This window comes from Microvirga sp. HS2, assembly GCF_055792805.1.
In genome coordinates, this window is the sequence record NZ_JBVVAJ010000039.1 from 1 (window position 1) to 18,885 (window position 18,885).

General features: G+C 65.6%; 20 protein-coding genes. 4 read left to right on the plus strand and 16 right to left on the minus strand.

Translation table 11 applies throughout. The features are described from left to right. The coding region (locus ACS5Q0_RS23120; RefSeq protein ID WP_473129049.1) for a 1-deoxy-D-xylulose-5-phosphate synthase N-terminal domain-containing protein at nucleotides 1–144 on the minus strand (144 nt) is incomplete at its 3' end. 140 nt (nucleotides 145–284) lie between these two features. Here ACS5Q0_RS23120 and ACS5Q0_RS23125 point away from each other — a divergent pair. Further along, nucleotides 285–1,529 carry an O-antigen ligase family protein gene (locus ACS5Q0_RS23125; protein WP_473129005.1) on the plus strand — a complete coding sequence of 415 codons (1,245 nt, stop codon included), beginning with the start codon at nucleotides 285–287 and terminating at the stop codon, nucleotides 1,527–1,529. An 81-nt stretch (nucleotides 1,530–1,610) separates the two neighbouring features. Next, nucleotides 1,611–2,741 carry a glycosyltransferase family 61 protein gene (locus ACS5Q0_RS23130; protein WP_473129006.1) on the plus strand — a complete coding sequence of 377 codons (1,131 nt, stop codon included), beginning with the start codon at nucleotides 1,611–1,613 and terminating at the stop codon, nucleotides 2,739–2,741. 81 nt (nucleotides 2,742–2,822) lie between these two features. On the opposite strand, the gene ACS5Q0_RS23135 is transcribed toward ACS5Q0_RS23130, so the two are convergent. The 7 genes from ACS5Q0_RS23135 to ACS5Q0_RS23165 are packed head-to-tail and all read right to left on the minus strand — an operon-like array spanning nucleotide 2,823 to nucleotide 8,732. After that, nucleotides 2,823–3,071, minus strand: coding sequence for an exodeoxyribonuclease VII small subunit (locus ACS5Q0_RS23135; RefSeq protein WP_473129007.1), 249 nt, complete (start codon nucleotides 3,069–3,071; stop codon nucleotides 2,823–2,825). 37 nt (nucleotides 3,072–3,108) lie between these two features. Continuing rightward, a complete protein-coding gene (locus tag ACS5Q0_RS23140) occupies nucleotides 3,109–5,811 on the minus strand; it encodes a DUF2339 domain-containing protein (RefSeq protein WP_473129008.1) in 2,703 nt (900 codons plus the stop codon). A gap of 53 nt (nucleotides 5,812–5,864) precedes the next feature. Next, on the minus strand, nucleotides 5,865–6,383 hold the full coding sequence (locus tag ACS5Q0_RS23145) for a tyrosine phosphatase family protein (protein WP_473129009.1): 519 nt from the start codon (nucleotides 6,381–6,383) through the stop codon (nucleotides 5,865–5,867). A gap of 5 nt (nucleotides 6,384–6,388) precedes the next feature. Next, a complete protein-coding gene (locus ACS5Q0_RS23150; RefSeq protein WP_473129010.1) occupies nucleotides 6,389–6,979 on the minus strand; it encodes a YfbR-like 5'-deoxynucleotidase in 591 nt (196 codons plus the stop codon). Then, the gene (locus ACS5Q0_RS23155) at nucleotides 6,980–7,588 is read right to left on the minus strand and encodes a DNA-3-methyladenine glycosylase I (RefSeq protein ID WP_473129011.1); all 609 of its coding nucleotides are present in this window, start codon (nucleotides 7,586–7,588) and stop codon (nucleotides 6,980–6,982) included. It lies immediately after the preceding gene. 53 nt (nucleotides 7,589–7,641) lie between these two features. Further along, a complete protein-coding gene (gene aac(6'), locus ACS5Q0_RS23160) occupies nucleotides 7,642–8,097 on the minus strand; it encodes an aminoglycoside 6'-N-acetyltransferase (protein WP_473129050.1) in 456 nt (151 codons plus the stop codon). Beyond that, a complete protein-coding gene (locus ACS5Q0_RS23165) occupies nucleotides 8,097–8,732 on the minus strand; it encodes an FMN-binding negative transcriptional regulator (protein ID WP_473129012.1) in 636 nt (211 codons plus the stop codon). Before ACS5Q0_RS23165 ends, aac(6') begins: the two co-directional genes overlap by 1 nt. Nucleotides 8,733–9,018: 286 nt before the next feature. Here ACS5Q0_RS23165 and ACS5Q0_RS23170 point away from each other — a divergent pair, with 286 nt between their 5' ends. Then, nucleotides 9,019–9,789, plus strand: a complete 771-nt coding sequence (locus ACS5Q0_RS23170; RefSeq protein ID WP_473129013.1) for a calcium-binding protein — start codon at nucleotides 9,019–9,021, stop codon at nucleotides 9,787–9,789. 95 nt (nucleotides 9,790–9,884) lie between these two features. Here ACS5Q0_RS23170 and ACS5Q0_RS23175 read toward each other — a convergent pair whose 3' ends face one another. Beyond that, nucleotides 9,885–11,837, minus strand: a complete 1,953-nt coding sequence (locus ACS5Q0_RS23175) for a hybrid sensor histidine kinase/response regulator (protein WP_473129014.1) — start codon at nucleotides 11,835–11,837, stop codon at nucleotides 9,885–9,887. Between the two features lie 104 nt (nucleotides 11,838–11,941). Beyond that, on the minus strand, nucleotides 11,942–12,835 hold the full coding sequence (gene ygfZ / locus ACS5Q0_RS23180) for a CAF17-like 4Fe-4S cluster assembly/insertion protein YgfZ (protein ID WP_473129015.1): 894 nt from the start codon (nucleotides 12,833–12,835) through the stop codon (nucleotides 11,942–11,944). Between the two features lie 75 nt (nucleotides 12,836–12,910). Here ygfZ and ACS5Q0_RS23185 point away from each other — a divergent pair, with 75 nt between their 5' ends. Continuing rightward, complete coding sequence (locus ACS5Q0_RS23185) at nucleotides 12,911–14,251, plus strand: dihydroorotase (protein ID WP_473129016.1); 1,341 nt, start codon at nucleotides 12,911–12,913, stop codon at nucleotides 14,249–14,251. Nucleotides 14,252–14,265: 14 nt separating this feature from the next. Here the strand turns inward: ACS5Q0_RS23185 and ACS5Q0_RS23190 are convergent, their stop codons facing one another. The 6 genes from ACS5Q0_RS23190 to ACS5Q0_RS23215 form a co-directional block, all read right to left on the minus strand. Continuing rightward, the gene (locus ACS5Q0_RS23190) at nucleotides 14,266–15,048 is read right to left on the minus strand and encodes a prephenate dehydrogenase/arogenate dehydrogenase family protein (RefSeq protein ID WP_473129017.1); all 783 of its coding nucleotides are present in this window, start codon (nucleotides 15,046–15,048) and stop codon (nucleotides 14,266–14,268) included. A gap of 207 nt (nucleotides 15,049–15,255) precedes the next feature. Next, complete coding sequence (locus ACS5Q0_RS23195) at nucleotides 15,256–15,912, minus strand: LysE family translocator (RefSeq protein WP_473129018.1); 657 nt, start codon at nucleotides 15,910–15,912, stop codon at nucleotides 15,256–15,258. A 336-nt stretch (nucleotides 15,913–16,248) separates the two neighbouring features. Beyond that, nucleotides 16,249–16,512 (minus strand): hypothetical protein, encoded by a 264-nt coding sequence (locus tag ACS5Q0_RS23200; RefSeq protein WP_473129019.1) that lies wholly within the window; start codon nucleotides 16,510–16,512, stop codon nucleotides 16,249–16,251. A gap of 210 nt (nucleotides 16,513–16,722) precedes the next feature. Beyond that, nucleotides 16,723–17,286, minus strand: coding sequence for a TIGR02301 family protein (locus tag ACS5Q0_RS23205; protein WP_473129020.1), 564 nt, complete (start codon nucleotides 17,284–17,286; stop codon nucleotides 16,723–16,725). After that, nucleotides 17,283–17,732: an NUDIX hydrolase gene (locus ACS5Q0_RS23210; RefSeq protein WP_473129021.1), complete on the minus strand. Its 450-nt coding sequence runs from the start codon at nucleotides 17,730–17,732 to the stop codon at nucleotides 17,283–17,285. Before ACS5Q0_RS23210 ends, ACS5Q0_RS23205 begins: the two co-directional genes overlap by 4 nt. Beyond that, the gene (locus ACS5Q0_RS23215; protein WP_473129022.1) at nucleotides 17,729–18,838 is read right to left on the minus strand and encodes a citrate synthase; all 1,110 of its coding nucleotides are present in this window, start codon (nucleotides 18,836–18,838) and stop codon (nucleotides 17,729–17,731) included. The genes ACS5Q0_RS23210 and ACS5Q0_RS23215 overlap by 4 nt, the downstream gene beginning before the upstream one ends. Between the last annotated feature and the right edge of the window lie 47 nt (nucleotides 18,839–18,885).

The following is an 18,885-nucleotide window of genomic DNA, read 5'->3' on the forward strand; positions in this document are numbered from 1 at the left end:
GAGATGGCCCCCGGTCACCGACACGGCGCTGATCGTCTCCGTGCGCAGCTCGTCCGCAACCTGCTGCAGCCGCCCTTCGGAAAGACGACGCAGGTCGTCCGGTGTCTTGATGGTATCCAGGAGAGGTGTATGCGTTGCGCTCACGTAGTCACCAGAATGCAGGATGTCCTTCACCGGGAGCCTAAGCTTGGCAGCGCCGTAAAGGTTGAAAGCATAGAAGCCAGATGGTAGACGGCCAGAAACAATATCCCAAGTCCCATGTCGGGAAGAGGATCCCGCTTCCGATGTTTTCCATCTCGTCCCGACTGACATATGCTGCTCTCGGGCTGCGAAAGCAACACGCGGGTCAGGATTGGCTCAATTCCGTCAGCGCAGCGGCTTTCCTCATTTTCGTGGTCGCGTCCTTCTTTATCCGTGGGCATGCAATTCCCGTCGGCACGATCGTTCTGACGGCAATCCTGGCCTTGTTCAGCGGAGCAGCGGCGGTCGCGTTCAGGCAAAGCGTCTGGTTGGCTCTCTTCGGCGTTTTCTTCGGGGCGTGGGTCGTGCTCGGGGGCATGATCGGAGGTCCGGGATACAACACGTCCGATTTCTTCAATCTCGTGCTGCTGGCGGCCTTTTTCCTGTCCATGGCCCAGGTCGCCCGTGTCTTGAGCACGAGACAGGTTCTCTCCATCATCGCCATTGCCGGCGGAGCCAGTGCCGTTGCAGCCATGCTGCTGCACATTGTCTCAGCCGATGATGTCTTCGACCGTCTGGTGCCCCTCGGGCGCGGACGCAATCCCATCCCCGGCGCCGGCGGGCTCGCCGTCGCCCTGATCGCCTTTGCGGCATTGTGGTTCGACCGCCCGCCCGTGCGCCGATTCGCGTCCTTGCACATCATCCTGAGCGTCGCCCTCCTGGCGGCTCTGGCCTGGACACAGAGTCGCGCTCCCATCATTGCCCTCGGGTTGGCGCTGCCGCTGGCTCTATGGCTCAGCCGTCGGGGAGGGACTGCCACCGTGCTCGCCGCCTGCGGCGCGGTCTGGCTCATCGTCACCGGTCTCGGCCTGTTGGAGCCGATGATCAAGGCGGCGATCTGCGGCAGCGACGCCGATTGGTGCCGCCCTGCGCTTCGGACTCAGATTTGGGGCTGGGTGCGCGAGCAGGTCGCCCTTCATCCTGTGATGGGAACCGGCCCGAGCTTCCGGTTCCAGAAGGTCTGGATGAGCCATCCTCACAATGGCCTCTTCGGGATCGCCATGTATTACGGTCTGGCAGCCCTCGCGGTCTTTTGGGTCATGATCGGTTTCTACGCCAGACAGCTGACCCTGCGGGAGAATCGGGCGCTGCGCTTCTTCGGGCTGGCCTCCATCATCTTTTCGTTCGGCTATATGGGAACGGACCTGTCGAACCCGTTCGCCTTCTTCAATATGCACTACCTCTTCCTCTGGTTGCCGATCTTCCTTGTTTTGGCCTCAAGCCAGTCTGCGGCCCGGAACGAGGAGGGAGTTCCCGTACCGGGATCCGGTGAGTTCCAGCGTATCTGACGGCTCGCAATGGCAAGGCATCGTTCAGCGCTCCATCGCAAATTCGACTTCAAGCCGATCGCTTTCCGGGTAATGAAGGGGGTGACCGGCTCTCAACCGGCGCTTCGGAAGGCCGTTTCCTTTTTTCCCGATTTCGGCTGGCCCGACGCGGCGAGGGTCGATCTCCGGGAGGACAGCATCCGCTCCTTCAACCTCCAGCAGGAGCGCTACGACCGTCAGCGGGCCTTCGTGGGTTCCAACGACGTCGATGTGATGAACCCGCATTGCCGGTTCCGGGATCCGGACTCAGCCCATCGGGTGGTCGCCTTCATCACGGATATCCTGGTGCCGGGGCATACGCTGACCCCGGTCGATTCCGCCACCGGGAGGCAGCTCGCCTTCGATACGACCGCCGACAGCAACTGGCACTTCGCCTATCCCGCGCCGGCTGCCTTCCGCACACGCCATGTCGAAGGCGCGGTTGCCGCAATCCCGCCCTACAAGCATTACGGCCACCTGCTCACCGACGTGCTGATGCCCCTGGCCTACGCCCTTCACAGCGGCGCTCTGGGCCCCGGCGAGCCGTTGACCATCGTCACGGCACGATCGGTCAACCCAATGGTGCAGAGCTTCATCGAAGGCTTGGGACGGATCGGCGTTCCCGTGACTCATGTGAAGCTCGCTCCGTGGGAGCGCGTCCGGGCCAAGCGATACCTTTATGCGCGCAGCCATTGCTGCAACCACGAGCGGGTGTTCGCGACGCCCGAGGCGCTGGGCTATGCCCGCTCCATTTTCGATGCGGCCTATGCGGACCGTCCGCGGCCCGAGGCCGCATCCCGGATCTATCTCACCCGCGGCCAGACGCGGCTGCGCCAGGTGGAAGGGGAGCCTGAACTCATCGAGGGGTTGCGCGGGCGCGGGTTCAGGATCGTCGAGGCCTCCTGGGCGAACCATCACGAGCAGATCGAATGGTTCGGGGAGGCGGACACCGTCATGGCCGTCCACGGAGCGGGCCTCGCCAACATTCTCTGGGCCCGCCGACAGCCTCTGCTGATCGAGCTGATGGCCCAGAATGCCCGCAAGAGCACCGGTCTTCATTGGGCCGCCGAGGTGGGGGCGGATTACGAGCCGGTCGTCGGCGGACCGGAAGGGCAGAGGCAGGCTTTCAGCATCGACCCCGCAGCCGTCCTGCGGGAGGTCGATGCCATTCTCGAACGGCGGCCTGCGCGCTGACGCGCAGGCTGGAGCGTGGAAAGACGCTTAAAAACCAAAATCTTAAACAGCGGGCGTGGGGACGATGTATCGTCCGATGCCTTAAGCGTCGACGTCGAGCGGAGCCGCGCCGGAGGCCGCGCCGTCGGGGCCGATGGTGATCTTCTCGATCCGGGCCTCGGCCTTCTTCAGAAGCTGCTCGCAATGCTTCTTGAGAGCCTCTCCGCGCTCGTAGATGGCGATGGAATCCTCCAGCGGCACGTCGCCGCGCTCGAGACGCCGCACGATTTCCTCCAGCTCGGCCAGGGCCTTTTCGAAGGGGAGGGACTTGATGGAAGTGGTGTCGGTCATGCAGCTATCCGTCAATAATCGTTATCGTTCCGCTCTCTCACGAGATTGCGGCATTGCTCGGCCGTCGGGCGAGGAATCTCTGATAGACGAGGCCGATGCCGATGAGAACAAGCCCGAGGCCAGTAAATGACAGGGCCCGCATCACGCCTTCCAGGTTGGACAGGTCGATGATGAACACCTTCAGAACGGCGAGGACAAGATAGACCGCCGAGGCGGTCCGCGCAAAGCGGTTGTCGCGGAGGATGCCATAGCCGAGGAGGGCTATGCCAATGAGGAGGAGCGCCACGGAATAGCTCCATTGCTCGCCTTGGGTATATCCCCTCCAACCGGCGAGCAGCGGGCCGATGAAGATGCGCCGGATTTCCAGCCCGACATAGGTGCTCAGCAGAATGAGGCTCAGGATCGCGGAGGCCAGGGCATGGGGCCAGGGTTTGGTGCGCTGCTCGGTCCATGCCAGCGCTCCGGCCAGGATCGAGGGCAGGAGATAGGCGAGGATCAGGCTGTTGAAGACGGTCCCGCCCGAGACGGCGTGCTCTGAAACGAGCGGGTTCTCGATCAGCAGCAGTCCCAGAGCGGACAATCCGAACGAGGCCGCCTTGAAGACGAGGGAGCCCCATCGATAGACCGGGTCGGGACGACGAACCTCCATGCGTGTGAGCAGGATCGCGAAGGCGAGGCTTTCCGTCGCAATGAGACCTGCCTCCAGAAGACTGAAATCGGCCGCGAGCGGATCGCCCGCATGGAGAGCGTGGCGGATCTCGAAGAACACGAGGAAGGCTGCGAAGACGATGGCGAGGCTCTCGGCAAGCTGGACGATCCGGTCGCGACCGGTGCGCTCCAGCAGGCGGCCCGCCAGCCAGAACGAGACGGCGGGAACCCCGTAGGCCCAGAGAAGCCAATTGAAGATAACCGGCCCCGGATCGCCGCCGACGATGACGGGATCCCAGATCAGGCGCCCCAGCACGATGAGGCCGATGGCTCCCACCGCATAGCGCAGGGCCGGAATGGCGATGCGCCCGGCAATCCAGGCCGTTCCAAGGGCCGCCAGGGCGAAGGCCACGGTGAGCATGCCTTTTTCGAGGGCGAAGGTCAGGCCCAGCGCCAGAGCGCCCAAGGCCGCCGAGGCGGTGGCTCCGAGCCCGAGGCGGATGGCTGCCTCTTCGTCCGCTGATCCACGGCGCATGAGCCATTGGGCGGCCAGCACGAAGGCGAGGGCCAGAACGCCGGCGACGAGAGCGAAGGAGAGGCTGCGCTCGAACGCGGTGACCCGCCAATAGGCGGCGGCCAGGGCGAGGAGGGGACCGGCGCTCACGGCCGCCGCGTACCACGCGGCCACCGGCAGGCGCAGGCCCTGGGACCGCGCGAGCCGCAGCAGGGACGCTCCGGCGATCGCGGCCGGCAGCAGACCGGCGAGAACAAGATAGGTATCGAGGGCATAAGGCCGAACCGCGAAAATATCGCCGCTCTGGTAGAACAGGTTTTCAGGCTCGCCGCCGATCTCGCGGGCGAGGGGCCAGATTACGAGCGCTCCCGTCGCAAGAAGGGCGCTGCTCGCGGCCGCCGTCGAGACATTGGCGATGCGGATGCCCGCCGCCAGGAGAACGAGCGCCAGGGCGGCCACGAAGACCGGCCGCCCGTCGCCCGCGCCGATCGTGCTCGTCACGACGATCCCGGCAATGGCAAAGGCCATGAGGACAAGGCTCGCGGCCCAGTCAGTCCGCGCTTCCTCATCCGGCACACGGCCGTAGGGATCGACGGTGAGGAAGAACGCGGCGAGGCCTGCCTGGAGCACCAGATGCACCATCGCAGGCAGCACGTTTGCCCCCTTGCTCAAGAAGATGGGCCCAGCCCACAGGAGCACGCCAGTCGAGGCCACAAGCGCCAGCCAGCGCCAAAGGCGAAGCCGCGCGACGCCATAGGCGGGCAGAACCACGAAGGCGAGATAGACCACGAGCGTCCAGGGCGGGGGCCTGTCCGAGGAGACGAGGAGCGGGCTCCCCATGGCGCCGAGCAGGCCGAGCGCGGCCAGAGTCGGTCCATGGAGCGTCGAGGCCACCATGGCGAGAACCGCGATGAGCCCGAGGGTCACGAAGGTGGTGCCGGGGCCGATGAGGCCGTAGAGCGCATAGGCCCCATAGGCCGAGGCGAAGGCCGTGCAGGTGCCCGCGGCCGTGAGGATGCTCGGCACGTTGGCGCTCGGAAACCCCGGCAGGCCGAAACGGCGCTCGCGGCGGCGCATCCATTCGCCCGTCCCGATCAGAGTGAGCGCAAAGAGGAGGCCGAGCGCGACGCGGACCCGTGGCTCGAGCAGGCCCTGCTCGATGGAATAGCGCACGAGGAAGATGCCGCCCAACGCCAGGGCCACGCCGCCGACCCACACGGCCCAGCGGGTGCCGAGCGTCTCTTCGAGGTCCTGGCGCGGCGGGATCGGCCTGGCCACGGCGGCAGGGATCGGTGGAACGGAGGTCGGTTTGGTCCCCTCGGGCTCGGGTGAAATGACTTCCTCTCGCTCGGCCGGAACAGGTTCCGGTGAAATGGCGGGACCTTGTTCAGGAGCCCTGTCGGAGGGCCTTTGCGGGGCCCGGGATTCCGCATCGATCCGGTCGAGGCGAAGCTGAAGGCTGTGCAGCTTCCGCTGCAATTGTAGCGCCATTACTACGGCGACGACGGCGGCGATCGGAGCGCCGATCCCGATGAGAACAGCCAGAAGAATGGCAAAGCCGATCAGTGCGTCGTCCACGAAAGCCCCTCCGGATCCAGTATCGGGGCAATCCTCGCACAGGCGGAATCGCGTTAGCCCCTGTTAATCTGTAACATGAAGGGCGAGCCCTCCATAGCCTCGGCTCCCCGGCCGATGGCGCGCACGGCATCCACCATGCGGCCCCGGCGTCCGAGGAGGTCGTCGGCAAGGGCCACGAAGCGTGCATTGGGCGTAGCCGAGGGGGCGGCTGACCTTAAGGCATGGGCGAGCTCGGCCTCGTCCCGCTCGGGCGCGAGAGCGCAGGCGGCGATATAGGCGGCCGCCGTCGAGCGGCTGATTCCCGCCCAGCAATGGAAGAGCAGGGGGCGCTCGCGGTCCCAGGCGCGGACGAAGGCGAGAAGCCGCTCCATGTGCTCGGGGCCTGCCAGCACATGCCCTTCCAGGGGCTCGACGATATCGCTGACGCTGATGACGAGATGACGGTCGGGCGCAATGGAGCCGGGCCGCTCCACCGTCGCGCCCACGCCCATGAGGCTCACCATGTGGCTAGGGCCGACAGCCGCAACCGTTTCCTTCAGCCGGGAGAGGGGGCAAACATGGAGCTTCGGCATGGGCTTCACGCCAGAACGGCGAGAACGCGTTCCCGGTAGCGCTCTTCCGCCTGCGCCACGGGCCATGGATCGAGAAGCGCGTGAACGCCGCGGGGCATCGGGTCCGGCCGGCCGAAGAACTTGATCGCTTCCTCGCGCCCGAAGCCCGCAAGATGCGTCGCTTCGAGATAGGCGGCCTGCCGGTCCGCCTGCTTGATGAAGCGCTTCAGCGCAGCGCTGGGCGCGGCGGGCAATCCGAAATGCAGATGGATCGCGCCGAGCAATCCCGCCTCGATGGCCTTGTAGGCGTCGCCGATCACCGCCTTGAACGGGGAGATGATGTCGCCGATCACGTATTCCGGCGCGTCGTGCAGGAGCACTGCGAGGCGCGTCGTCCGGGGCATGTCGGGATCGAGATGATCGGCGATGGCTTCGACGAGAAGGCTGTGCTGCGCCACGGAGAAAATGTGCCCGCCGATGGTCTGGCCGTTCCAGCGCGCGACGCGCGCGAGGCCATGCGCGATGTCGTCGAGCTCCACGTCGAGGGGCGAGGGGTCGAGCAGGTTGAGGCGGCGGCCGGAGAGCATCCGCTGCCAGACGCGAGGTTCCTTCGCCATTCAGAGCTTCTCGGCGAGAGCCGCGCATTCCGCATGGCGGAAGCAGCCGACGAGGTGATCGTTCACCATGCCCACCGCCTGCATGAAGGCATAGACGATGGTGGGCCCGACGAAGTTGAAGCCCTCCGCTTTCAGGGCTTTCGAGATGCGCCGCGAGACATCCGTTTCCGCCTGAACGTGGCCGCGGCTGATCAGGTTGTTCTGGATCGGGCGGCCGTCGACGAAATTCCAGAGGAAGTTGGAGAATCCCCCTCGTTCCTGAAGGCTCAGCCATACGCGCGCTCCCGCGATCGTCGCTTCGATCTTGGCGCGGTTGCGCACGATGCCCTTGTCGAGCATCAGCGTCTCCACATGCGACTGATCGAACCGCGCGATCACGGCGGGGTCGAAGCCGGCGAAGGCCTGTCTGAAATTCTCCCGCTTGCGCAGGATCGTGATCCAGGAAAGTCCTGCCTGGAAACCGTCGAGAATGAGCTTCTCGAAGAGAGCGCGGTCGTCGAATTCGGGCACGCCCCATTCGGTGTCGTGATAGGCGACATAGAAGGGATCCGTGCCGGGCCACCAGCAGCGGTGCTTGTCGTCGGGGTGCAGGATCAGTCCGTCGGTCATGGGCAAGGTGTAGCGGCCCCGGACGAAAATCGGAAGATCCGCCTGGTCGGAAATCACCGTCGAGGAGGGAGTGGTTTGCGAAAATAGACCACTCGTTCGGTCTCCTCGAAGCCGACGGCTCGGTGCATGCTGTGAGAGATGCTGTTGTGGAGCTCCGCATCGGACGCCAGCTCCGAGCAGCCGAGATCCCTAGCCCAATGCTCCACCGCTTCGATCAGGAGGCGGGCGACGCCTTGCTTTCGCCAGTCCGGACGGACGTAGATTCCTTCCAGGAAGGCGACCGGGGACGTGAAGCACCCGTTCACATAGTCATGGCGGAGCGCCGCCTCCGCGAAGCCAGCGGCCGCACCGTGATCGTCCTGCGCCAGGAAGGCCACGGTCTGACCGGGATCGGTGAGAGCGGCTTCGGTTTCCAGGGCATGGTCCGCCGGGGAGGTCTCCGGCCACAGCTCGGATCGAAGCGCTGTCCATGCGCTCAGGGTTTGAACATCGCAGAGGACGACCCGCATCATGCCCCTCGGGTCTCAACGAGATCGGCCATCTGAAGGGCGGCCTCGCCGCCATCTTCCCGCAGACCGGCCACGACGCCCCTGCGGTCCGCCTCGGGCCTGTTCTGGCTCGCCTTCCATTTGCCCTCGATCCGCGTGATCTCGATCTCCACGCCGACGATGCCTTTCAACTGCGCGGCCAGGAAATCGGGGGGCGCATCGCCGACGGCCCGGGGCTCGGACCGCCTGGCCTCCTGGGTGGACGTCATGGCGGCGACCTGCTCCAGGAGCCAGGCGGGGTCGTCCAAGACCCGCATGCGCCCATAGGCCTGGACGATGGCGTAGTTCCAGGTCGGCACGACCCTGCCGTGCTCGCGCTTGGTCTCGTACCAGGACGGCGTGATGTAGGTTTCCGCGCCCTGGAAGACGACGAGAGCTTCCTGTGCCGGGTCGAAGTCGCGCCACTGCGAGTTTGCGCGGGAGAGATGCGCCCGCAACGTGCCGAGGGGAGAGGCTGACGCGTCCACAATAAAAGGGATGGGGTTGGCGATGAGGCCCGTCCTCCCGCAGGTCACGAGAAGGCCCAGGGGATGTGCCCTGATGAGCGCATGCTGGATGTCCAGGCGGTCTTCGCGAAAGTGCGGCGGCTGATACATGGCATTCCCGTTGCGTGTCGCGGAAATGCTAATCCCAAGCCCCAGGGCGGGACCAATGAAAAATCCTGATCCCGGTGATCAAGGCGACGCGCGGTCGGCAGTCCGCGGCGGACGGAACGTGCGCCAGCGAAGCGGACGAAACGGCCTCCCGTGCGCAACCGCTCCGCGGGGGCGCGGGAATGACTCACAGGGAGTACGGCCATTGCCCAACAGGTTTGCGGTTCAGAAACGGTTATAATTTTCCCGCGGGGGCATGGCTGACACTCGGATTTCCGGAGGGGATGACATGGCACGTGTTTTCGGCACCAACCGCGACGATCTGATTTCCCCTACCAAAACGTCCCCGGGCGTATCAGGCATCCCATCCTCGACCGACTGGAACTTCATCTTTGGCCACAATGGCGACGACACGATCAACGGTGGCCGCGGGAGCGACGAGATCCATGCGGGCAACGGCAACGATACCGTGTCGGGGAGCTACTCCCTGACCGGAGGCCCTGATCTGCTTTATGGCGACAACGGCAACGATCTTCTGTTCGGCAGCTCCAGCAGTGATCGCCTGTTCGGCGGCAACGGCAATGACACGCTCGTGGGTGGTGATGCCGAGTTCGAGAATGGCAACGACTTCCTCAGTGGGGGGAAGGGCAATGACATCCTCGACGGCATGAAGGGAAGCGATACCCTGTTCGGCGGCCAAGGCGCGGATACTTTCCGCTTCTGGGTCGGAGTCACCGGTCCTGTCGCTGTCTCCACGAGTGCTCCGGGCGAGGGAAATCGAGATGTGATCCTCGACTTCGAGGACAGGAAGGACGTGATCGATCTCTCGAACTATCAGACCTATCTGAGCCCTTTCATCACACCAGACGCTCCGCGGTTTATCGGCACCGGTCAGTTCGACGACGGCACGGGCCTGCAGGTCCGTTACAATTATGTCGGCGGGCACACGATCGTGCAGTTCCGGAGTGCTTTCGACCCGACTTGGGGCCGCTCGATGCTGGGCGAGATCGATCTCGTCGGGATCCACCGTCTCACCGCCGACAACTTCGTCCTGATCTAGGAACCTTCGGACACACACATTGATGCGCTCATCGCGAGTCCCCGGCTCGGACCGATGAATATCCGATCGCGGCGATCGCCGCGATCGGTGAAAGCTCAGGAGCCGACCCGCAGGGAGCGTAGCTTGTCGGCCAGCTCCGTCCAGCGATAGGGCTTGCTGATGAAGGAGACGCCCTCGTCGAATCCTTCCGACGGCAGAGCCGACATGGGATAGCCGGAGGCGAGCAGGATCTTGATGCCGGGCCTGAGCTCGCGAGCCTTGCGGGACAACTCGAAACCGTTCATGCCGTTGGGCATGACCACATCGCTGAACAGCACGTCGATGGGCACGTCGCGTTCGAGCACCTCGATGGCCCGTGTCGCATCGGGAGCTGTCAGCACATCGTATCCGAGGCTGTCGAAGATTTCCGTGGCCACGTCCAGCACGGCGGGTTCGTCCTCGACGATCAGCACGGTCCCGGCGGTGTCGCGTGCGGGCCTCTCGGCACCCGACGAAGCCTCTTCGTCGTCATCCTGTTGTCGATCGCCATGGGACGGAAGCAGCATGGTGATCGTCGTGCCGCGGTCCGGTTCGCTCTCGATCTCGATATGCCCGCCCGACTGCGTGATGAAGCCATAGACCTGACTCAGGCCGAGGCCCGTGCCTTTGCCGATTTCCTTCGTGGTGAAGAAGGGCTCGAACACGCGCGCTGCGACCTCCTTCGTCATGCCGCAGCCCGTATCCCGGACCGACAGACGAATATAAGGGCCGGATGGGACATTCCGGGCGACGGCGCGCGCTTCGTCCAGGACGGTTTCGTCGAGAGCGATGGCCAATTCGCCCCCCTCCGGCATGGCATCGCGGGCATTGACGACAAGGTTGAGAAGAGCAGCCTCGAATTGCGCGCCGTCCACGTTGATCGTGCTGGTCCGGGGGGGAAGGGAGAGCTTCAGCCTCACCATTTCGCCGCAGGCCCGGCGCAAGACGGTCTCGAACCCCAGGATCAGCGAGACCGGATTGTGCAGCGCCGGCTGAAGGGGCTGGCGACGCGAGAAGGCCAGAAGCTGCTGTGTCAGCTTCGCTCCCCGCTCGGCCGCGCGCTGCGCGCTCTCGATGAGGCGGGTCTCTCGGGGGCCGGTCACGTTTCGGGTCAGAAGGTCCAGGTTGTTGACGATGATCGTCAGGAGATTGTTGAAGTCGTGCGCGATGCCACCCGTCAATTGCCCGACGGTTTCCATCTTCTGCGACTGGAACAACGCGGCCTGGGCCTGGGCCAGCGCCTCCTGCGCGTTGCGGCGCTCGGTGATGTCGCGCGTGATCTTGGCGAAGCCGATCAGCATCCCACGATCATTGTAGATCGGATCGATCACGACGCTGGCCCAGAAGCGGGTGCCGTCCTTGCGCACGCGCCAGCCTTCCGCATCGAACCGGCCTTCCCGCTTCGCGATGTCGAGGGCGCGGTAGGGCAGCCCGACGGCGCGGTCCTCCTCTGTATAGAAGCGGGAGAAATGCTGACCGCGGATCTCGTCTTCGGTATAGCCCTTGATGCGCTGTGCCCCTGGGTTCCAGTTCGACACGTGGCCTTCGGGATCGAGCATGTAGATGGCGTAGTCGGTGACGGCCTGCACCAGCAGGCGGAAGCGCTGCTCGCTCTCCTTCAGGGCATCCTCGGCCTTGCGGCGCTCGGTCAGGTCACGGGTGATCTTGGCGTAGCCCAGCAGGTTGCCATTGCCGTCCCGGATCGGATCGATCACCACGTGCGCCCAGTAGCGGGTGCCGTCCTTGCGCACGCGCCAGCCCTCGGCTTCGAACTTGCCCTCCCGCGCCGCCGTATCGAGGGCGCGCTGCGGCAGGTTCGTGGCGCGATCCTCCTCCGTGTAGAAGCGGGAGAAATGTTCGCCGATGATTTCGCTTTCGATATAACCTTTGAAACGCTGCGCTCCGGAGTTCCAACTTGCGATGATGCCGTTCGGGTCGAGCATGTAGATGGCGTAATCCGTCACGGCGTCGACAAGAAGCTGGAAGCGTTCCTTGTCCCGCGCCCTCACGTGCGCTTGTACAGCAATCATCGAGAAACCCTTGGAAAGGCGCCTCCGCGCATGACTTCCGGCGCGTGAGAGGTCCGTTCGCGGCTAACGCAGTTTCGATTGATCCGGTTCCTTGGAATATACTCCTAAGCCGGTTCCGCTCCCGAATGAGTAACAGCTTCCCCAGGGTAGGGAAAGTTCACCCAATGCGGTTTTTCGATATGGACGGGAATGCCTCCCGCCAGAATGGGATGTCCGGCCGACAACGCGTCGGCGGCGCGATCCAGGCGGATCATCAGGAGGCCTCGTCCCTCGATTCCCGTGCCGGTCTTGCCGAGGGCCTTGTCGCCGGCCGTCACCTCGACGCCGGTCTCGGCCGCGAAGCCGCCCTCGTAGACGGCGGGCACGATGCGGGTCCGCGCCGTTCCCCGGTGCTGCATGCGGGAGACGACCTCCTGTCCCACATAGCAGCCCTTGTCGAAGTCGACGCCGTGCAGCTGGTCCATCAGCGCTTCATGGGGGAAGGCGTCCCCGAACAGGAAGTCGCGCCCGCCCTCCGGCACGCCGAGCCCGATGCGGTGGGCGTGATAGGCCGTGGCCGGGACCTTCTCGAATTCCCCGGCGTCCTGCGCCGCGACGATGGCGCGCCAGCCGAGCTCGGGCAGGCGAGGGTCCTGCGCCACGAGGCCGACCTCGTCCTCGGGACGCGGCTCGTCCCAGCCCGCCACGACGGCCATGGTTTCCGACATGTCGTCGATCACGACCTTGGCCCGGAGCTTGTAGAAGCGCAGGCGCTTGGCGAGATCGGGGGCGAAAATCCTGAAGGTGTCGAGATAAAATCCCCCGCCGATCTCGTCGGGCGCCTGGAAGACGATGAAATCGAACAGGATCTTGCCCTGGGGCGAAAGCAGGGCGCCGAGCCGCGGGGCCTCCGGCGAGACCCGGTCAAGGTCGCAGGTGACGAGACCGTCCAGAAAACTCTTGGCGTCCTCGCCCGAAACCCTTACCACGCCACGGTCGGCTAAATGGACTGACGGCATGTCCCGCTCCAGTTGCTCTTCACGACAGGCGTGACATATGCCCCCTTTGCTCCAGCCTCAAGGGATGAGATTGCCATGCCCCAAACCTTCGACCTGATCCTCAAAGGCGGCATCGTCGTCAATCAGGACGGGCGCGTCGAGCGCGACGTCGGCGTCCGGGCCGGCATGATCGCGGCCATCGGCGATCTCTCGCAGGCCTCGGCGGGCCGGGAGATCGACTGTCGCGGCCTGCACATCCTGCCTGGGGTCATCGACACGCAGGTGCATTTCCGTGAGCCGGGGCTCGATCACAAGGAGGATCTCGAATCGGGCTCCCGCGCCGCCGTCATGGGCGGCGTGACGGCGGTCTTCGAGATGCCAAACACCGATCCGCAGACCACCACGCCGGAGACGCTCGCCGACAAGGTGCGGCGCGGGCATCACCGCATGCATTGCGATTTCGCCTTCTGGGTCGGCGGCACCCACGAGAACGCGAAGGACGTCGCGGAGCTGGAGCGCCTGCCGGGCGCCGCCGGCATCAAGGTGTTCATGGGCTCGTCCACCGGTTCGCTGCTGGTGGAGGACGACGAGGGCATCGCCAACATCCTGCGCAACACGCGCCGCCGTTCCGCCTTCCACTCGGAAGACGAGGCGATGCTGCGTGAGCGCAAAGGCCTGCGCGTCGAGAACGATCCGCGCTCCCATCCCGTCTGGCGCTCGGCGGAAGTGGCGCTCGCCTGCACGCAGCGCCTCGTGCGCATCTCCCGGGAGACGGGCGCGCGCATCCACGTGCTCCACGTCACCACGGCGGAGGAGATGGCGCTGTTGAAGGACTACAAGGATCTCGTCTCCGTTGAGGTCACGCCGCATCATCTGACGTTGGCGGGCCCTGAGGATTACGAGCGCCTCGGCACCTATATCCAGATGAACCCGCCCGTGCGCGACGAGCATCATCGCGCCGCGATCTGGCAAGGCCTCGACGAGGGCATCGCGGATATCCTCGGCTCCGATCACGCGCCGCATACGCGCGAAGAGAAGGACAAGGTCTATCCGAACACGCCGTCGGGCATGACCGGCGTGCAGACGCTCGTGCCGATCATGCTCGACCACGTGAACGCGAGCAGGCTCACGCTGGAGCGCTTCGTCGACATGACGAGCGCAGGTCCCAAGCGCCTCTTCGGCATCGCCCGGAAAGGCCGCATCGCCGTGGGCTACGACGCGGATTTCACCGTGGTCGACCTGAAGCGCACCGAGACCATCACCAACGACTGGATCGCCTCGAAGTCCCAATGGACCCCCTACGACGGCAGGCGGGTCACCGGCTGGCCCATCGGCACCATCGTGCGTGGGCATGTGGTGATGTGGGACGGCGGCCTCGAGACGCCGTCTCAGGGCGAGACGGTGCAGTTCGAGGAGACGCTGGGCGCAGCCCGATAGGCTGATCATCCGCTTTAAAGGGCGCTGCTGTTGGCCGGATAGCCAAAGGGTTGCAGCACGTCCTTCGTCGCCTTCGTGAAGGACTGCATCACCGCGCCTGCAAACGGATTATCGGCGAGGATCGACCGGAACAGCGCCTCGGAATCGTGGCGCACCATACCGATCATGGATTCGAGATGCGTGTAGGTCGTCGTCTTGTGCTCCAGGGGCGGCACGTCCATGGCGAGCACGATCCGTGAAATCAGATGCGTGAGGCCCTGCACATAGGCCATCTGCCGGTCGTGCTCCTCGGGCGTCATGCGGGCGGTTGCGAGCCGTAGGCGCGATCGCAGGAAGCGTGCGACGAGCGCGCTCCTGCGGCCTCGTGCGGGGCAGATCGCGATGCGCAACCCCGCGATCCCGTCGCGACCGCTCTGCGGGCCGAACAGCGGATGGGTTCCGACGATGTCGACGTGATCCGGAAGTTCCTCCCGCAGAAGCGCGAGCGGCTTCACCTTCACGGAGCAGACATCGATCACGAGGGCCCCGGGCTTCACGTGCGGTGCGATGGCGCGCGCGACGGAGCGCAGGTGACGAAAGGGAACTGCCAGAAGCACGATGTCCTGACGCGCGGCGCTCGCGAGATCGGCGGCGGCGACGCCGTGCCGCTCGCATATATCCTCGAGCTCATGCCTCGGATCGACGACGCAGACGTCGAAGAAGCGCTGCAGATGCGGAATGCAGAATTCCCCGAATGCGCCGGCGCCGATGATGGCGAGGCGAGGCCTGTCGGGCGGGAAGGAAGGAGGGCGGCTCATCCTGTGGTCCTCGGTGGTGCTTGGGACCGCCGCGAGGACGTCACTCGAAATGAAAACGCCGCCACGCGGCGGCATCATTTCGACAAAAACAATCGACCCGTGCCGCTTCTATGAAGACGGCGGATAATACGAAAAAGCGATGTGGCGGGTCGAAGTCATGCGCGCATCATGGCGAGTTTCGGTGTCAGGTCAAGCCCGTTGCTCACATCAGCGCCGGACCGGTGGCGCTTCGCCCGTCAGGGCAAGGCGCAGCCCGAGGGCGACCATGATGATTCCGGCGCCTCTCTCCTGCCACGCGACGAGAGCCGGCCGCCGCGAGATCCAGTTGCCGATGGTCCCCGTTCCGAGGGCGACCGTTCCGAGAACCACGAAGCCGGACATCTTCTGGACGGCGCCCAGGAAGAGCAATTGCGCCGTCACGGACCAGCCATTCGACGGATCGACGAACTGGGGAAGGAAGGCCAGCATGAAGACCATCGCCTTCGGGTTCGTCAGATTGTTGATCATGCCCTGGCGGAGCGCGGCGGCCGCCGAGATCGGCTGAGGCGCTGCGCGCGCGGACCCGCGCGTGCCGAAGGACCCGATGACGAGCTTGGCTCCGAGCCAGACGAGATAGGCGGCTCCCAACCATCGCAGAAGATCGAAGGCGAGGGGCGAGGCTTGAAGCAGCGAGGTCACGCCCAGGGCCAGGAGCGGAAGCTGAACGAGCCCCGCCACCAGGGTCATGCCGGTGGCGGTGAGGAACGCGGTGCGCCGGCCCTGGCCGACACCGCGGCTGAGCAGGAGCATCATGTCCGGCCCGGGAGCAATCTGAAGCGCCAGCACGGCCGTGTAGAAGGTCAGAAAGGTTGGGAGGTCCGGCATGGGAGGTCTCTCGACGCCTCGTTCGACAAGGGCCGACGTTGCAAAGGCACTCGATGCTATCCGGATCGCGGGCGGTGGTCACGCCGATTCGAGAGCCGCATCTCGAGATGCGTGCCGAGTACCCGGCTTGGGGCGGGGAAGCGCCGAAGCTCGGCCGGGGAATGAGGCGCGCAGAGGCCGCTCCCCGTCATCCCCGGGCTTGTCCCGGGGATCCACGCCTTCGTTCCGGCGCGGCTCTCAAGACGTGGATGGCCGTGACGGGCACGGCCATGACGCCTTACGGATGGCGCGCGCTCTCGATCGCGAACCGCGCTCCTCGCGGCTCGTCCGGTGCCCTCAATGCTTCAGCGAGCCCGCCATGGAGAAGACGCCGCTGCGGATCTTGTCCGCGAGCGTCGAGGCGTATTGCGCCACGGCGTCCTCGCCGTAGGTGGCGACGAGTTCGCTGAAGGCGGCGAACAGCGCGGCCTGGGCCATGCAGTCGGCGTCGAGCCCGTCGAGCTCGGCCTCGGCGAAAGCCTCGGTCACATAGCTCAGGGCAGCCTGCTTGATGGCGCTGAGTTCGGGCAGTTCGGTGAGAGGGACGTCGTTATCGTTCATGAATCCATGCCCCTTTGAGGGGCGGCGCGCGGGTCGGTTGAATCGACCTTAGGACATCGCGCCGTCCCGCAGCCAGCATCACCTTGCAAAGAGGTTAACGCGAGAGGGTTGTACGCGAAAAATGTGGATAAAACCCTTTGCAGATAATGGACTTATCGCCGCACTCTCCGATTGGAGAGGAAGGCGGAGGGCTCCCAGGCACGACGGCCGTCAGCCGCCGTAACGTCCGGTGATGTTGCGGGCGAGCTGCTCGCCTTCCCGGATGAATCGGGTCGAGGCCTCCTGGGCCGACGGGGTGCAGACCCGATAGGTGAGGGCATAGGCCTGATAGCCCTTGTTGTAGGCTCCGGCCAGGCGCTCGCGGCGGCCCGGAGTGGTGCCCTCCGTGTCGATCAGGAACTGCATGCGCCGGCTCCATTCACCGGCATCGGGCGCGGTGCAGAGGGGGCGCAGCATCGCGAGCGCTCCCATGATCTCGGCGAGCCGCAGAAGCTCCTTCTCGTAGGGGGCGGGCGGCGGTTCGGCCGCAGGAGCGGGATCGGCCTGCTGCTGATTGGGCTGAGGCTGGGGCGCCGCCTGCTGCGGCCGCCGCTGCTGCTGCTGGGGCTGCGGACGCGGGCGATATTGCTGCGGTGGCGGCTGGTATCCCTGCCGCGGAACGTTCGGGTCCCGTGGGGGGCCGAACAGGCGCTCGAAAAAGCCCTGCGCCGCTCCCGGCTGGACGGAGGCCGGAAGCATCGCGAGGGCGGTGAGCAGGACGAGGATGCGCCTCATGGGCGCGCGTCCTCGCGGGCGATCCTGAAAGCCCGCTCCAGAATTCCGCCGAGTCCCGCTGTCATGGGCAGATTCGCAATATCCCGTTCCGTAACCCAACGGATGTCCTTTGCTTCCGGTCCTGTCTGGGGTTCGCCGGAGACCCAGCGCGCGGCATGGGCGGCGATGACGACATGATGCTTTATATGGCCGCGCCCGTCCCTTTCAATGAATTCTACGGGCGCGATGAGGCCCAGGATCTCCGCTTCGACGCCGACCTCCTCGCGCAACTCCCGGCGGGCCGCCTCGGCGAGCGTCTCTCCCGTTTCCACCATGCCGCCCGGCAGGGAATACAGCCCCTCGCTCGGCGGCTTCCCGCGCGCCGCGAGCAGAATGCGGCCGTCCCGGATCACCGCCACCGAGGCGGCGAGGATGGGGCGGGAGGGATAGAAGCGGTCGCTGGTCATGACGGTCGCGGCTCCTCGCCCACGCTGTATCGGGCGCGGGGACGGATCAGCCGGGCCTGGCTGCGCTGCTCGATGGCATGGGCCAGCCAGCCGGCGCTCCTCCCGACCGCGAAAAGCGTAAAGGCTGCTCCGCGCGGGAGTCCATAGGCGCGCTCCAGCATGACCAGGGCGGCGTCGACGCTGGGCTTTCCGCCCGTGGCTTCTGCGATCACCTGAAGGATCGTTCCATCGGCGGCGAGCAGCGGCACATTCTCGAGAATCGCCGATGTCCGGGGATCCCCCTCGGGATAGAGCCTGTGCCGAAAGTTCGGAGCGGGAGCTTTGTCGGGTGCCTCCAGGAAGGCCCGCACCCGCTCGGTCATGCCGCCGTGATAGGGCCCGCTCAGGGCCGCGAGCCCGGCGATGACGGCATTGCGCAGCGACGCGCCGGTGGAGGCTGTGACCCGCACCGCAAAGGCGGAGGAGCTGAGTTCGTGATCAGCGCAGAGGACGAGGGCCCGGCGGATCGCTTCCGATGCCTGAGGCACCCTCCAGGTCCGGGCCAGATGCAGATGCAGGGGTTCCGATCCCGGGTCCGCTCCGCTGGCCGCGGCAGCCATCAGGCGCAGGATCGTGGCCACTTCCGTGGCCCGCATCTCCTTGGGGACAGGCTCGGAGAGGAGGCGCATGGCGTTCGACACGAAGGCATGCAGACCGTCCGCGGGAGCGGGGAGGCCGTGAGGCAATCGGGAGGGCAGGCGGAAGGCTTCGTCGTCGAGACCGCCGATCAGCAGGAGCGCCGTGTCTTCCAGGGTCGCGTCCTGCGCCCAGCTCAGCGCGTCGTGCCCGCGATAGAACAGCCGCCCGTCCTTGATCTGGGTGATGCTGGTCTCCAACACCGGAAGCCCCCAATCGAGGGCTGTCGCCGCTGCCGCCGTCGGTCGGCGAAACCGGGTCTTGCGGGCGACGAGGGCTTCGACGTCGTCCAGGGCATAGAGCCGCTGACGGGGATCGTGGGGCGAGGAGAAGGACCTGATCAGGCCCCGGCTCACATAGGCATAGAGGCTCGCTCGGCTGATGCCGAGACGGGCGGAGGCTGCTTCGGCGGAGGTCAGTTCCAGGCTCATATGTTGACATGTTGATTCAAGATTGACGGTTCCGCAAGCCCGGCGCG